A 14,182-nucleotide genomic window follows, 5' to 3' on the forward strand; every position below is an offset into this window, starting at 1 on the left:
TGGTACTGCAGGGGGGACCCTGTGGGAGAGTAGGACGCCGCCGAACTCCCTTTACGGCTCCGGCTCTTGGGCATTCGCCCGAGGGCCGGAGCCTTTGTTTTGCCGCTCGGCCTCGGTGGCACCGCCCCCTCCGCACCGCGGTGGGAACCCTGCGGGTAAGGTCAGGGGGCATCGTAGGCTCGTTTCCCGCAGGAGGCTCCCGGGTGGAGGTCCAGGAGACCCGTGTCCAGACGGACCGGGTCCTCACCATCCCCAACATCCTCAGCATGGCGCGGCTCGTCGGCGTGCCCCTCTTCCTGTGGCTGATCCTCAGGCCCGAGTTCGGCGGGCCCAAGAGTGACGGCTGGGCCCTGCTGGTGCTCGTGCTGAGCGGCATCAGCGACTACCTGGACGGCAAGCTCGCCCGGCGCTGGAACCAGATCAGCAGCCTCGGCCGGCTCCTCGACCCCGCGGCCGACCGCCTCTACATCGCCTCAACACTGGTCGGCCTCACATGGCGCGGGATTCTCCCCCTCTGGTTGATTGCTGTACTTGTGGCACGGGAGCTGGTCCTGCTGGTGATGGTGGGCGTCCTCAGGCGCCATGGCTATCCGCCGCCGCAGGTGAACTTCCTGGGCAAGGCCGCGACGTTCAACCTGATGTACGCCTTCCCCCTGCTGCTCCTCAGCGACGGAAGTGGATGGATCGCGTCACTCGCTGCTATTTTCGGATGGGCGTTCGCCGGATGGGGTACAACGCTGTACTGGTGGGCAGGAGTCCTCTACGTGGTTCAAGTCCGCCGACTTGTCAGGGCGGACGCCATGGCCGATTGAGCCCGCAGATTGGGCGGCCGTAGTGGCTCGATGGCCCGCGCAGGAAAACTGCGGGACAATCTAGACGGGTGAAGTCGGCTAGACCGTCGTCTCTTCGAGGAGGACGCTTCCGACATGAAGGCCGTCGTAATGGCGGGAGGCGAAGGCACGCGCCTTCGCCCCATGACCTCAAGCATGCCCAAGCCGCTCCTGCCTGTGGCGAACCGCCCGATCATGGAGCACGTGCTGCGGCTGCTGAAAAGGCATGGGCTCAACGAGACCGTCGTCACCGTCCAGTTCCTGGCCTCGCTGGTCAAGAACTACTTCGGCGACGGTGAAGAGCTCGGGATGGAGCTCACCTATGCCAACGAGGAGAAGCCACTCGGTACCGCCGGGAGCGTGAAGAACGCAGAGGAAGCACTGAAGGACGACGCGTTCCTCGTCATCTCCGGTGACGCCCTGACCGACTTCGACCTCACTGATCTGATCAATTTCCACAAGGAAAAGGGCGCCCTGGTCACCGTCTGTCTGACGCGTGTGCCGAACCCGCTGGAATTCGGCATCACCATCGTCGACGACGAGGGCAAGGTCGAGCGCTTCCTGGAGAAGCCGACCTGGGGCCAGGTCTTCTCCGACACCGTGAACACGGGCATCTACGTCATGGAGCCCGAGGTTTTCAACTACGTCGAGCCCGATGTGCCCGTCGACTGGTCCGGCGACGTCTTCCCACAGCTGATGAAGGAGGGCAAGCCGATTTATGGCTATGTCGCCGAGGGCTACTGGGAGGACGTCGGCACGCACGAGAGCTATGTGAAGGCGCAGGCCGACGTTCTGGAGGGCAAGGTCGACGTCGACATCGACGGCTTCGAGATCTCTCCGGGCGTATGGGTGGCGGAGGGCGCGGAGGTGCACCCCGACGCGGTGCTGCGCGGGCCGCTCTACATCGGCGACTACGCCAAGGTGGAGGCCGGTGCGGAGATCCGGGAGCACACCGTCGTCGGCTCGAACGTCGTGGTGAAGAGCGGGGCCTTTCTGCACAAGGCCGTCGTCCACGACAACGTGTACATCGGCCAGCACAGCAATCTGCGCGGGTGCGTGGTCGGCAAGAACACCGACATCATGCGTGCGGCCAGGATCGAGGACGGCGCCGTCATAGGCGACGAGTGCCTCATCGGTGAGGAATCGATCGTTCAGGGGAACGTACGGGTCTACCCGTTCAAGACCATCGAGGCCGGCGCCTTCGTCAACACCTCGGTGATCTGGGAGTCCCGTGGGCAGGCGCATCTCTTCGGCGCGCGTGGTGTGTCCGGGATCCTGAACGTGGAGATCACGCCCGAACTGGCCGTCCGGCTGGCCGGCGCGTATGCCACCACCCTCAAGAAGGGGTCCACGGTCACCACCGCCCGCGACCACTCCCGAGGGGCACGGGCCCTCAAGCGCGCGGTCATCTCGGCCCTCCAGGCGAGTGCCATCGACGTACGCGACCTGGAGAACGTCCCGCTGCCGGTGGCCCGGCAGCAGACGGCGCGGGGCAGTGCCGGCGGAATCATGATCCGGACATCGCCCGGCGTGCCGGACTCCGTGGACATCATGTTCTTCGACGGGCAGGGCGCCGACCTGTCGCAGGCCGGCCAGCGCAAGCTGGACCGGGTCTTCGCGCGGCAGGAGTACCGCCGGGCCTTCCCCGGTGAGATCGGGGACCTGTACTTCCCGTCCAGCGTCTTCGACTCGTACACCGGGTCGCTGCTGCGGAGCGTCGACATCACCGGGATAGCCGAGTCGGGCCTCAAGGTCGTGGTGGACGCCTCGAACGGCAGTGCGGGGCTGGTTCTGCCGAGCCTGCTGGGCAAGCTCGGCGTGGACTCGCTGACGATCAATCCCGGTCTCGACGAGGCCCGGCCGACGGAGTCCGCCGACACGCGGCGGTCCGGGCTGGTGCGGCTCGGGGAGATCGTGGCGTCGTCGAGAGCGGCGTTCGGGGTGCGATTCGACCCCGTGGGCGAGCGACTGTCCCTCGTCGACGAGAAGGGGCGGATCGTCGAGGACGACCGGGCACTGCTGGTGATGCTGGACCTGGTCGCAGCCGAGCGACGCAGCGGCCGGGTGGCACTGCCGGTGACCACCACGAGGATCGCCGAGCAGGTGGCCGCGTACCACGGGACGCAGGTCGAATGGACGACCACCTCACCCGACGACCTCACCCGGGTGGGCCGGGAGGAGTCGACCATTTTCGGCGGTGACGGGCGCGGCGGGTTCGTCGTGCCCGAGTTCAGCAGCGTCTTCGACGGCACGGCCGCCTTCGTACGGCTCATCGGGCTGGTGGCGCGGACGCAGCTCACCCTCAGCCAGATCGATGCGCGGATCCCGCGTGCGCACGTCCTCAGGCGCGATCTCGCGACCCCCTGGGCCGTCAAGGGCCTGGTGATGCGCCGGGTCGTGGAGGCGGCGGGGGAGCGCTCCGTCGACACGACCGACGGCGTGCGGGTGGTGGAGGCCGACGGGCGGTGGGTGCTGGTGCTGCCCGACCCCGCCGAGGCCGTCACCCATCTGTGGGCCGAAGGACCCGACGACGCGTCCGCGCAGGCCCTGCTCGACGAGTGGTCGTCGGTCGTGGACAGCGCCGGCCGATAAATCGCACACCACGCGCGCGTGCCGGACAAGTGCCCCCAAGGGGGCCTGTCCGGCACGTCGGTGGGGCCATTCGGAGGTAGCCCACGCGACGTGCGACGATGTGCGGCATGCCGCAGCCGCCACCCGTTCGGAGCACAGCCTCGCGCCCCCCGCGTCCGGATGCCTCCATGTCGTTGCTCACCAACGTCATGGACCACAGCCTGGATGACGGGTACGCGGAGGCCGCCGCCCGGAAGACGGCCGACGACGCCGGTGGCATGCCCAGAACGGTGCGGGCCAAGCTCGGCCTCGCGGCCGGTCTGGTGCTCGCCGCGGTCGTGGTGACCGTGGGCGCCGCGCAGGCGCGCATAGCGGCACCGACGGTCGCCAAGGAACGCCAGGAGCTCATCGACCGGATCCAGCGGGAGACCGCGGCTGCGGACAAGCTCGAAGGCACGGTCGACAAGCTGCGCGACGACGTGAGCGCACAGCAGCGCGAGGCCCTGAAGATGCACGGGGGCAGCGGCCGAGCGGATCTGGTGGGGCTCCTGTCCGGCGCCGTCGCGGTGCACGGCCCGGGCGTGAAGCTGGTCGTGAACGACGCCAAGGAGGCCAGCACGGGGGGCGACGGCAACCCGCGTGAGACCTCCGGCTTCTCCGACACCGGACGTGTCCGCGACCGTGACATGCAGCGCGTCGTCAACGGCCTGTGGGAGTCGGGCGCCGAGGCGATCGCGATCAACGGGCAGCGGCTGACCTCGCTGTCGGCGATCAGGGCCGCGGGTGACGCGATACTGGTCGACAACAGGCCGCTGGTGCCGCCGTACACGGTGCTCGCGGTGGGGGACGGGCGGCGGCTCAGCACCAGGTTCCAGAACAGCGCCGACGGGCTGTACCTGCATGCGCTTCAGGAGAACTACGGGATCCGGACCGGCATCTCCGCCGAGAGCGACATCCGGCTGCCCGCCGCACCGAGTGTGACCGTACGTACAGCACAACCGAGCACAGAGAAGGGCACATCGTGATCGCCGTACTGGGCCTCGTCGTCGGAGTCGTGGTCGGCCTGTTGGTCCGGCCCGAGGTTCCGGCGGTCGTCGAGCCTTACCTCCCGATCGCCGTCGTCGCGGCGCTCGACGCCGTGTTCGGGGGCCTGCGGGCCATGCTCGACGGCATCTTCGACGACAAGGTCTTCGTGGTGTCGTTCCTGTCGAACGTGGTGGTCGCGGCGCTGATCGTGTTCCTCGGCGACAAGTTGGGCGTCGGCGCGCAGCTGTCCACTGGCGTGGTGGTCGTCCTCGGCATCCGCATCTTCTCCAACGCGGCGGCGATCCGCCGGCACGTGTTCCGGGCGTGAGCGCGATGAGCAACGAGGACCACAGGCCCGAGCCGCCGCGGGCCCCCGAGCACCGGCTGCGCAGGGAGTTGCCGCAGGAGGTCCCCGTGCCGGCGACCGGGACCGCACGGGCGCCGGACGAGGAGCAGGAGCCCGGGTCGGCGCTGAGCGGCCGCGGGCGTCTGGTGAAGGCCCTGTGGCCGCCGCGCGTCACGCGAGCCCAACTCATCGTCGCCCTCCTGCTCTTCGGCCTCGGCTTCGGACTGGCCGTCCAGGTCGCCTCCAACAGCGACGGCGGCAGCGCCCTGCGCGGCGCGCGCCAGGAGGATCTTGTGCGCATCCTCGATGAACTCGACGACCGTACGCAGCGTCTTCAGGACGAGAAGCAGGGTCTCGAACATCAGCGGTCCGAGCTGGAGAACAGCTCGGACCGGGCCGAGGAGGCCCGCAAGCAGACCGCCGAGAAGGAGAGGCAACTGGGCATCCTCGCGGGCACCGTGGCCGCGCAGGGGCCCGGTATCACGATGACGATCGAGGACACGAAGGGAACGGTCCAGGCGGACATGCTGCTCGACGCGATCCAGGAGCTGCGCGCGGCCGGGGCAGAGGCCATCCAGGTGAACGGCGTGCGGGTCGTCGCCGACACATATCTGTCGGATTCCGGCAAAAGTGTGAGTGTCGACGGGAACAAGATCAGCCAGCCTTATCGTTTCAAGGTCATCGGCAAACCGCAGGACCTCGAGCCGGCGCTGAACATCCCCGGAGGTGTGGTGCAGACTCTGGAGAAGGAGCAGGCCACGGTCACCGTGGAACGTTCCACGAAGATCGTCGTGGATGCCTTGCGAGCGGCGAAGCAGCCTGACTACGCTCGGTCGTCCCCCCAGTGAACCGCCGGTGCATGGAGGCGGTCCGGCAAGGGCATGAGGTTGCGGGGGGTCGGCGCACCGAATGGGTGGTGCGTGGTGGAAACTGTCTGGTGGATACGGACGTTGTGAAGATGTCCGGGTCGGCCGGTGTATGCAGTCAGGGTTCGTCCTGCCCCACGGGCGGGTCTGTTTCGGTCAAGGGGAATCGCCCGTGAAGTTGTTTGCGAAGTTGTTCGGCAAGAGCGCGCGAGAGGGCGGCGACAACGCGACTGCCCACCATCGCGCACAGCCGGGAGAGTCCGAGGGCCAGCGCCCGCTGTTCCGGGATCAGGTGGCTGGGCCGGGTGGTGACATGTCCGGAGGTCAGGGCGCGTCGTCGGTTGACCCCGCCGCTTCCGGCCGCATAGGTTTCGGGGACATGTCGGCCCTGGTGTGTTCAAGGTGCGGTCACCGCAATGCGGAGAACAGCCGCTTCTGCTCCAACTGCGGTGCGCCGCTTCGGGCCGGAGTGGTTCCGGAGCGTGCGTCGGAGACGACCTCCACGATCTCCATCTCGGGTCTGGAGGCGTACGACGCGGAGGCCACCGGCCAGACGCCGATGCCGACGCTGTCCCCCGAGGCGCAGGCGGCCGTCGACGCGCTGCCGCTGGGCTCGGCGCTGCTGGTGGTGCGCCGAGGCCCCAACTCGGGCAGCCGCTTCCTGCTGGACGCCGAACTCACCACGGCGGGCCGTCATCCGCAGAGCGACATCTTCCTGGACGACGTGACGGTCTCCCGCCGGCACGTGGAGTTCCGCCGCAGCCCGGACGGCACGTTCACGGTGGCCGACGTCGGCAGCCTGAACGGCACGTACGTGAACCGGGAGCGGATCGACCAGGTGGCGCTCTCCAACGGTGACGAGGTGCAGATCGGCAAGTACAGGCTGGTCTTCTACGCAAGTCAGCGGGGCATCTGACCCTCCCCCGGACTCCGTCCGGGGGGACCCCAGGGAAGGTCCATGCTTCAAACACCGAGCGGCGGTGCCGACAGTGGCACCGCCGCCGCGGACGGCGGCCTGATGAGCATCGGCACGGTGCTGAACGTGCTGCACGAGGAGTTCCCCGAAGTCACCGTCTCCAAGATCCGCTTCCTGGAGTCGGAGGGGCTCATCGAGCCGCAGCGGACCCCGTCGGGGTACCGCAAGTTCAGCGAACGGGACGTCGAACGGCTCGGTCAGGTACTGAGGATGCAGCGGGACCACTATCTGCCGCTGAAGGTCATCCGCGAGTACCTGGACGCCCTGGAGCGCGGCGAGGAGGTGCGGCTGCCGTCCCTGGGCCGGCAGCGCGACGCGGGTGACGGAGAGCTGCTCGGGGACCTGCTGGGCGATGCCGACACCGCGACAGGCGCGCGGATCGGCCGGGAGGAGCTGCTGACAGCCGCCGGGATCCGTGCGGAGCAGCTCGCGGAGTGGGAGTCGTACGGGCTCGTCGCACCGCTGCCGGACGGGACGTACGAGGCGGAGGCGGCCACGGTGGCCACTCTGGTGGCGGAACTGGGCCGGCATGGGATCGAGCCGCGCCATCTGCGGATGATGAAGGCCGCCGCGGAGCGCGAGGCGGGCCTGGTGGACCAGGTGGTGGCCCCGCTGCGACGCCACCGCAATCCACAGACCAGGGCGCACGCCGAGGCACGCGCGAAGGAACTGGCCGGGCTCGCGGTGAAGCTGCATGCCGCGCTGGTGCAGTCCGCCCTGGGCGCCCGCCTGCCCTGAGCCCTGACGTTCGCCGTCGGCGGATCGGGGGCCCGATCTGTGCCCGACTACCCAAACGTCCCGGGCACGGCCTAGGGTTGCTGTGTGAACGAGCTCGATGTCGTAGGTGTCCGGGTCGAGATGCCCTCCAACCAACCGATCGTGCTCCTGCGTGAAGTGGGAGGCGACCGTTACCTCCCCATCTGGATCGGCCCCGGGGAGGCGACGGCGATCGCCTTCGCCCAGCAGGGCATGGCGCCCGCGCGACCGCTGACCCACGACCTGTTCAAGGACGTGCTGGAGGCCGTCGGCCAGGAGCTCACGGAAGTGCGCATCACGGACCTGCGTGAAGGCGTCTTCTACGCGGAGCTGGTCTTCGCCAGCGGTGTCGAGGTGAGCGCCCGGCCGTCCGACGCCATAGCGCTGGCGCTGCGCACCGGAACGCCGATCTACGGCAGCGACGGGGTGCTCGACGACGCCGGTATCGCGATCCCGGACGAGCAGGAGGACGAGGTCGAGAAGTTCCGCGAGTTTCTCGACCAGATCTCACCGGAGGACTTCGGTACGAGCAGCCAGTGACCGCCTCCCTGCAGGCCCGGCCGACGCGGTGCGGTGACCGGGGCCGGCCGGGGGCTGCGTGCGTACACGGGGCTCTTCGCGCACGGGCCGCACCCGGCCGGGCGCGGAGGCCGTGGGAGAACACCCGGCGGCACGCGGAGCGGGCCGCTCCACGGGGTGGGGGCATGGATCGAAGACCAGTGCGATGTCCGGCGATCCTTCGCTCGGGCATTCGGCTAGCCTTTCCCCACGGGAGGGCACGGGAAACCACTCCTAGGGTGATTATCACTCGGCGTGCCGAGTGTGGCGATCGTTGACGCACCCCTGGTGACTGCCTACCGTCGAGAAGGCAAGTCAAGGACGGAGGTCGGCGTGAGAAGCAGCGGCGGCGGTACGGCTGGGGGTGCCCCCGGACGCAGTCCGGGAGGGAGCGGTCCGTATCCTTCCCCAAGCTCTCGGCTCCGTTCCAGCGGGGGGTACGCCCACCCCGGCGGTCCCGTGGGCTCCGCCGCCCAGCGGCCGGCGCCCGTGCCGGGCGGTGCTGGGGCGGCTTCCGAGGACATCGGCTACCGCGGTCCCACGGCGTGCGCCGCGGCGGGCATCACCTACCGGCAACTGGACTACTGGGCTCGAACGGGTCTCGTCGAGCCGAGTGTGCGCCCCGCCTACGGATCGGGGACGCAGCGGCTGTACAGCTTCCGGGACGTCGTGGTCCTCAAGATCGTCAAACGCTTCCTCGACACCGGGGTGTCGCTGCAGAACATCCGCGCCGCCGTCCAGCACCTCAGGGAGCGCGGTTTCCGCGACCTGGAGCGGATGACGATGATGAGCGACGGCGCGACGGTGTACGAGTGCACGTCGCCGGACGAGGTGCACTCGCTGCTGCAGGGCGGACAGGGCATCTTCGGCATCGCCGTGGGCGTCGTGTGGCAGGACGTCGAGAACGCGCTGTCACAGCTGCACGGAGAGCGCGTCGACACCGGTGAGACCATCGTCGGCCCCAATCCGGCGGACGAGCTGGCACGGCGCCGCAATCGGGCCGTCTGAGGCGCCGCCTGCCATACCGCGCTGTCAGTGGTGTAGGGCAGCATCGGAGATGTGAGAACCGCGCCCACGATCCTGCATCTCGACATGGATGCCTTCTACGCCTCGGCGGAGCAGGCGGCCAAGCCGAGCCTGCGCGGGAAGGCCGTCGTCGTGGGCGGGCTCGGACCGAGGGGCGTGGTGGCCACGGCCTCGTACGAGGCCCGGGCCTTCGGGGTCCACTCGGCGATGCCCATGGCCCAGGCGCGTCGGCTCGCGCCGCACGCCGCCTGTCTGGTGCCGCGCTTCGGGCTCTACCGCGAGATCAGCGAGCAGGTCATGGGCCTGCTGCGGGCTCTGTCGCCGCTGGTGGAGCCGCTCAGCCTGGACGAGGCGTTCGTGGACCTGGAGGCGGGGGGAGCGGCCTGGGACGAGGAGTCGGCACGGCTGGCCGGGGTGAAGCTGCGCGCGGACATCCGTGCCGTGACCGGGCTGACGGGCTCGGTGGGTCTCGCCGCCTCCAAGATGCTCGCGAAGATCGCCTCCGAGCGGGCCAAGCCGGACGGACTGGTGCTGATACGGCCGGGCACCGAGCGTGCGCTGCTGGGCCCCCTGTCCGTGCGGACGCTGCCGGGCGTCGGCCCCGCCACCGGGGACCACCTGAGACGGGCCGGGATCACCACCGTCGACGAGATCGCCGAGGCGGGCGAGGACGAGCTGGTGCGGCTGCTGGGCAAGGCCCACGGCCACGCGCTGTACGCCATGGCGCTGGCGCGGGACGAGCGGCCCGTGGTGGCCGAGCGGGAGACCAAGTCGGTGTCCGTCGAGGACACGTACGACGTGGACATCCACGACCGGATCCGGGTCGGCCTGGAGGTGCAGCGGCTCGCGGACAGGTGTGTGCGGCGGCTGCGGGAGGCCGGGTTGTCGGGGCGGACCATCGTGCTGAAGGTGCGGCGGTACGACTTCTCGACCCTGACCCGTTCGGAGACCCTGCGCGGGCCCACGGACGATCCCGCAGTGGTGCGGGAGGCCGCGGCGCGGCTGCTGGACTCCGTGGACACCACGGGGGGCGTACGGCTCCTCGGCGTGGGCGTCAGCGGGCTGGCCGACTACACGCAGGAGGACCTGTTCGCCCAGGCGCATCTCTCCGCAGGGGAGGCCGCGGCGGAGGAGCCCCTGGGGCCGGAGGGCGCGGACGGGCCCGCCGAGGAGCAGACCGCGTGGCCGGCCGAGCACGTCTGGCGCCCGGGACTCGACGTCCGGCACGCCGAGTACGGGCCCGGCTGGGTGCAGGGCAGCGGTCTGGGCCGGGTGACCGTCCGGTTCGAGACTCCCGGCTCGGAGCCGGGACGCGTGCGCACCTTCCGCACCGGCGACCCCGCGCTGGAGCCGGCGGATCCCCTGCCCCTGGTGCCGAGACCGCCCGGGGACCCGCCGGGGACGCGGCGAAGACCCGAGGGCGCCGAGCCGGGTGCCGCGCAGAACGCGGCCGGGGTCCGGTCGCAGAACGCGGCCCGGGCTCGGTGACGGGCAGGGCTCACGTCTCCTCCGATCCTGCGAGATGCCCGAACTCGCGGTCCGCCGGCGTGGGCGGTGCGGCCACGTCCAGGCCGTAGTGGTGGTAGAGCTGCAGCTCCTGCTCGGGGGAGAGGTGGCGTCCGACGCCGAAGTCCGGGGCGTCCTTGATCAGGGCCCGGTCGAAGGGAACCCGCAGTGTGCCCTCCACCAGTTCGCTGGGCTCCAGCGGGACGAACGCGTCCCTGCCGAACAGGCCCGTTCGTATGGCCGCCCACTCCGGTACACCGGTCGCGTCGTCGAGGTACACCTCGTCGACCGTGCCGATCTTGGCTCCGTTGCGGTCGAACGCCTTGCGGCCGATCAGATTCCGCGGATCGATGTCGGTCTGCACGGTCCCTCCAATTGGTCGCAATGCGGACTATGCACTACAAAAGAGCACATTCCGCTACATGGCCACTCGAAGGTTCCCTCGATGTCCCCGCTGGTACGCTGGCAAGCGGCTGCTGAACCCGTGCGGGAGAGTCCTCCGGAGCGATCCGGAGGCGCCGAAGGAGCAAATCCTCCCCGGAATCTCTCAGGCCCACGTACCGCACGGACGAGGTCACTCTGGAAAGCAGGGCAGGTGCCGACGGCTCCCGCTCTCACCGACGGTGAAAGCCGGAGCGCCTTGCGGCGGACCGGTGAAGCTCTCAGGTCGAGATGACAGAGGGGGAGGCCGTCGGGGCACCTTTGCCGTGGTGCCCTTCACAGGTCGCGTCAGACCAGGAGGCCTCCGCAATGACCGCCCACCGCATTCCGCTCGCCGAGCTCGAACAGGGGACGCCCTTCGAGCAGCGCCACATCGGGCCCGACCAGGAGGCGCGGGCCAAGATGCTCGCGCAGGTCGGCTACGGCTCGCTCGACGACCTCACGGACGCCGCCGTCCCGGATGTGATCAAGAACGCCGACGGCCTGGAGCTGCCGGGCGCGCGCACCGAGGCCGAGGTGCTGGCCGAGCTGCGCTCCCTCGCCGACCGCAACCAGGTCCTCGACTCCATGATCGGCCTGGGCTACTACGGGACCTTCACCCCGCCGGTGATCCTGCGGAACGTGCTGGAGAACCCCGCGTGGTACACCGCGTACACGCCGTATCAGCCGGAGATCTCGCAGGGCCGGCTCGAGGCCCTGCTCAACTTCCAGACCATGGTCGCCGACCTCACCGGCCTGCCGACAGCCGGTGCCTCCCTGCTCGACGAGGGGACGGCCGCCGCCGAGGCGATGGCGCTGTCCCGGCGCATGGGCAAGAACAAGAACGGCCTCTTCCTGGTCGACGCGGACGTGCTGCCGCAGACCGTCGCCGTGATCCGGACCCGTGCAGAGCCGACCGGCGTGGAGGTCGTGGTCGCCGACCTGGGCGACGGCATTCCGGCCGAGGTCGCCGAGCGGGAGATCAACGGCGTACTGATCCAGTACCCGGGCGCCTCCGGTGCCGTCCGCGACATCAGGCCCGTCGTCGCGCAGGCCCACGAGCGCGGCGCGCTCGTCACCGTGGCGGCCGACCTGCTCGCGCTGACGCTGCTGACCCCGCCTGGTGAGCTGGGCGCCGACATCGCCGTCGGGACGACGCAGCGCTTCGGCGTGCCCATGGGCTTCGGCGGGCCGCACGCGGGTTATATGGCGGTGCACGAGCGGTTCGCGCGCAGCCTGCCGGGCCGGCTCGTGGGCGTCTCCGTGGACGTGGACGGGCACAAGGCGTACCGGCTGGCACTGCAGACCCGGGAACAGCACATCCGCCGCGAGAAGGCCACCAGCAACATCTGCACCGCGCAGGTGCTGCTCGCCGTGATGGCCGGGATGTACGCCGTCTACCACGGGCCCGAGGGCCTGCGCACCATCGCGCGGCGCACCCACCGCTACGCCGCGATCCTCGCGGCGGGTCTGGCGGCGGGCGGGGCCGAGATCGTCCACGGCGCCTACTTCGACACGCTCACCGTGCGGGTGCCGGGCCGCGCCGACGCGGTCGTCGCCACCGCGCGCGAGAGCGGGATCAACCTGCGCCTCGTCGACTCCGACCACGTCTCGATCGCCTGCGACGAGACGACCACGCGGGCCCAGCTGGGCGCCGTGTGGACCGCCTTCGGTGTCGAGGCGGACGTCGAGGCGCTGGACGCGGGCACCGAGGACGCCCTCCCGCAGGCGCTGCTGCGCACCGACGACTACCTCACCCACCCGGTCTTCCACCAGCACCGCTCCGAGACCGCGATGCTGCGCTACCTGCGCCGGCTGGCCGACCGCGACTACGCGCTCGACCGCGGCATGATCCCGCTGGGCTCCTGCACCATGAAGCTCAACGCGACCACGGAGATGGAACCGGTCACCTGGCCCGAGTTCGGGCAGTTGCACCCCTTCGCGCCTGCCGAGCAGGCGCAGGGCTACCTCACGCTCATCCGCGAGCTGGAGGAGCGCCTGGCCGAGGTCACCGGCTACGACAAGGTCTCCCTGCAGCCGAATGCCGGCTCGCAGGGCGAGCTGGCCGGCCTGCTCGCCGTCCGTGGCTACCACCGTGCGCGCGGCGACCAGCAGCGCACCGTCTGCCTCATCCCGTCCTCGGCGCACGGCACCAACGCCGCGAGCGCCGCCATGGCCGGGATGAAGGTCGTCGTGGTGAAGACCGCGGAGGACGGTGAGATCGACGTCGAGGACCTGCGGGCCAAGATCGAGCGGTACCGCGACGAGCTTGCCGTTCTGATGATCACGTACCCCTCCACGCACGGTGTGTTCGAGGAGCACGTCGCCGACATCTGCGCGGCCGTGCACGAGGCCGGCGGCCAGGTGTACGTCGACGGCGCCAACCTCAACGCGCTGGTCGGCCTCGCCAAGCCGGGCCACTTCGGCGGGGACGTCTCGCACCTCAACCTGCACAAGACGTTCTGCATTCCGCACGGCGGCGGCGGCCCGGGCGTCGGCCCGGTCGGCGTGCGCGCCCACCTGGCGCCGTATCTGCCGAACCACCCGCTGCAGCCCGCGGCCGGTCCGGAGACGGGCGTCGGCCCGATCTCGGCGGCCCCGTGGGGCTCCGCGGGCATCCTGCCGATCTCGTGGGCGTACGTCCGGCTCATGGGCGGTGAAGGCCTCAAGCACGCCACGCAGGTGGCCGTGCTGTCCGCCAACTACGTCGCCAAGCGACTGGAGCCGCACTACCCGGTCCTCTACACCGGCCCGGGCGGCCTGGTCGCGCACGAGTGCATCATCGACCTGCGTCCGCTGACCAAGGCGACCGGTGTGACCGTCGACGACATCGCCAAGCGGCTGATCGACTACGGCTTCCACGCACCGACGATGTCGTTCCCGGTGGCCGGCACACTGATGATCGAGCCGACCGAGTCCGAGGACCTCGCGGAGCTCGACCGGTTCTGCGAGGCGATGATCGCCATTCGTGCGGAGATCGAGAAGGTCGGTTCCGGTGAGTGGCCCGCCGACGACAACCCGCTGCGGAACGCCCCGCACACCGCCGCCGCCCTCGGCGGGAAGTGGGAGCACCCGTACGGCCGGGAGGAGGCCGTCTTCCCGGCCGGCGCCGCGGCCGCCGACAAGTACTGGCCGCCGGTGCGCCGCATCGACCAGGCGTTCGGCGACCGCAACCTGGTCTGTTCCTGCCCGCCGCTGGACGCCTACCAGGAGTGATCGACGCCTGGCATGCGCCGGGGCCGGCCCGGAGCGTTCGTCTCCGGGCCGGCCCCTCGTATGCCGGGACAGCGGTGCCCCGTGT

12 protein-coding genes and 1 riboswitch are annotated in these 14,182 nt (G+C 70.1%); of the genes, 11 read left to right on the forward strand and 1 reads right to left on the reverse strand.

Features of this window, described 5'->3' with window-relative positions:
- The first annotated feature begins 203 nt into the window (after nt 1–203).
- The 10 genes from ACFSL4_RS18960 to ACFSL4_RS19005 all read left to right on the forward strand — a co-directional run bounded on the left by ACFSL4_RS18960 (nt 204) and on the right by ACFSL4_RS19005 (nt 10,443).
- Nucleotides 204–812, forward strand: a complete 609-nt coding sequence (locus ACFSL4_RS18960; protein ID WP_381084116.1) for a CDP-alcohol phosphatidyltransferase family protein — start codon at nt 204–206, stop codon at nt 810–812.
- Between the two features lie 114 nt (nt 813–926).
- Entirely contained in the window at nt 927–3,422 is a 2,496-nt protein-coding gene (locus ACFSL4_RS18965) for a sugar phosphate nucleotidyltransferase (RefSeq protein ID WP_381084118.1), read from the forward strand.
- A gap of 98 nt (nt 3,423–3,520) precedes the next feature.
- Nucleotides 3,521–4,426, forward strand: coding sequence for a DUF881 domain-containing protein (locus ACFSL4_RS18970; RefSeq protein WP_381084120.1), 906 nt, complete (start codon nt 3,521–3,523; stop codon nt 4,424–4,426).
- The gene (locus ACFSL4_RS18975) at nt 4,423–4,755 is read left to right on the forward strand and encodes a small basic family protein (RefSeq protein ID WP_019708255.1); all 333 of its coding nucleotides are present in this window, start codon (nt 4,423–4,425) and stop codon (nt 4,753–4,755) included. The genes ACFSL4_RS18970 and ACFSL4_RS18975 overlap by 4 nt, the downstream gene beginning before the upstream one ends.
- Nucleotides 4,756–4,760: 5 nt before the next feature.
- Entirely contained in the window at nt 4,761–5,621 is an 861-nt protein-coding gene (locus tag ACFSL4_RS18980; RefSeq protein WP_381084219.1) for a DUF881 domain-containing protein, read from the forward strand.
- A 61-nt stretch (nt 5,622–5,682) separates the two neighbouring features.
- Nucleotides 5,683–6,555, forward strand: a complete 873-nt coding sequence (locus tag ACFSL4_RS18985) for an FHA domain-containing protein (protein WP_381084123.1) — start codon at nt 5,683–5,685, stop codon at nt 6,553–6,555.
- A gap of 42 nt (nt 6,556–6,597) precedes the next feature.
- Nucleotides 6,598–7,353, forward strand: a complete 756-nt coding sequence (gene ftsR, locus ACFSL4_RS18990) for a transcriptional regulator FtsR (RefSeq protein ID WP_381084125.1) — start codon at nt 6,598–6,600, stop codon at nt 7,351–7,353.
- Between the two features lie 84 nt (nt 7,354–7,437).
- Entirely contained in the window at nt 7,438–7,911 is a 474-nt protein-coding gene (locus ACFSL4_RS18995) for a bifunctional nuclease family protein (RefSeq protein WP_004002801.1), read from the forward strand.
- A gap of 351 nt (nt 7,912–8,262) precedes the next feature.
- Complete coding sequence (locus ACFSL4_RS19000) at nt 8,263–8,937, forward strand: MerR family transcriptional regulator (RefSeq protein WP_381084127.1); 675 nt, start codon at nt 8,263–8,265, stop codon at nt 8,935–8,937.
- 51 nt (nt 8,938–8,988) lie between these two features.
- Complete coding sequence (locus ACFSL4_RS19005) at nt 8,989–10,443, forward strand: DNA polymerase IV (protein WP_381084129.1); 1,455 nt, start codon at nt 8,989–8,991, stop codon at nt 10,441–10,443.
- Between the two features lie 10 nt (nt 10,444–10,453).
- Here ACFSL4_RS19005 and ACFSL4_RS19010 read toward each other — a convergent pair whose 3' ends face one another.
- The gene (locus ACFSL4_RS19010) at nt 10,454–10,825 is read right to left on the reverse strand and encodes a PRC-barrel domain-containing protein (protein ID WP_381084131.1); all 372 of its coding nucleotides are present in this window, start codon (nt 10,823–10,825) and stop codon (nt 10,454–10,456) included.
- Nucleotides 10,826–10,938: 113 nt separating this feature from the next.
- Nucleotides 10,939–11,034, forward strand: a riboswitch (glycine riboswitch).
- Nucleotides 11,035–11,211: 177 nt separating this feature from the next.
- Between ACFSL4_RS19010 and gcvP the strand changes: the two genes are divergently transcribed.
- Complete coding sequence (gene gcvP, locus ACFSL4_RS19015; RefSeq protein WP_381084133.1) at nt 11,212–14,097, forward strand: aminomethyl-transferring glycine dehydrogenase; 2,886 nt, start codon at nt 11,212–11,214, stop codon at nt 14,095–14,097.
- The last annotated feature ends 85 nt before the right edge of the window (nt 14,098–14,182 follow it).

It is taken from the genome of Streptomyces caeni (genome assembly GCF_042678285.1).
Classification (GTDB): Bacteria; Actinomycetota; Actinomycetes; order Streptomycetales; family Streptomycetaceae; genus Streptomyces; species Streptomyces caeni.

Coding starts and splice junctions, on each gene's coding strand:
- ACFSL4_RS18965 (WP_381084118.1), top strand. CDS start 927: ATGAAGGCCGTCGTAATGGCGGGAGGCGAAGGCACGCGCCTTCGCCCC.
- ACFSL4_RS18970 (WP_381084120.1), top strand. CDS start 3,521: ATGTGCGGCATGCCGCAGCCGCCACCCGTTCGGAGCACAGCCTCGCGC.
- ACFSL4_RS18980 (WP_381084219.1), top strand. CDS start 4,761: ATGAGCAACGAGGACCACAGGCCCGAGCCGCCGCGGGCCCCCGAGCAC.
- ACFSL4_RS18985 (WP_381084123.1), top strand. CDS start 5,683: ATGGGTGGTGCGTGGTGGAAACTGTCTGGTGGATACGGACGTTGTGAA.
- ftsR (WP_381084125.1), top strand. CDS start 6,598: ATGCTTCAAACACCGAGCGGCGGTGCCGACAGTGGCACCGCCGCCGCG.
- gcvP (WP_381084133.1), top strand. CDS start 11,212: ATGACCGCCCACCGCATTCCGCTCGCCGAGCTCGAACAGGGGACGCCC.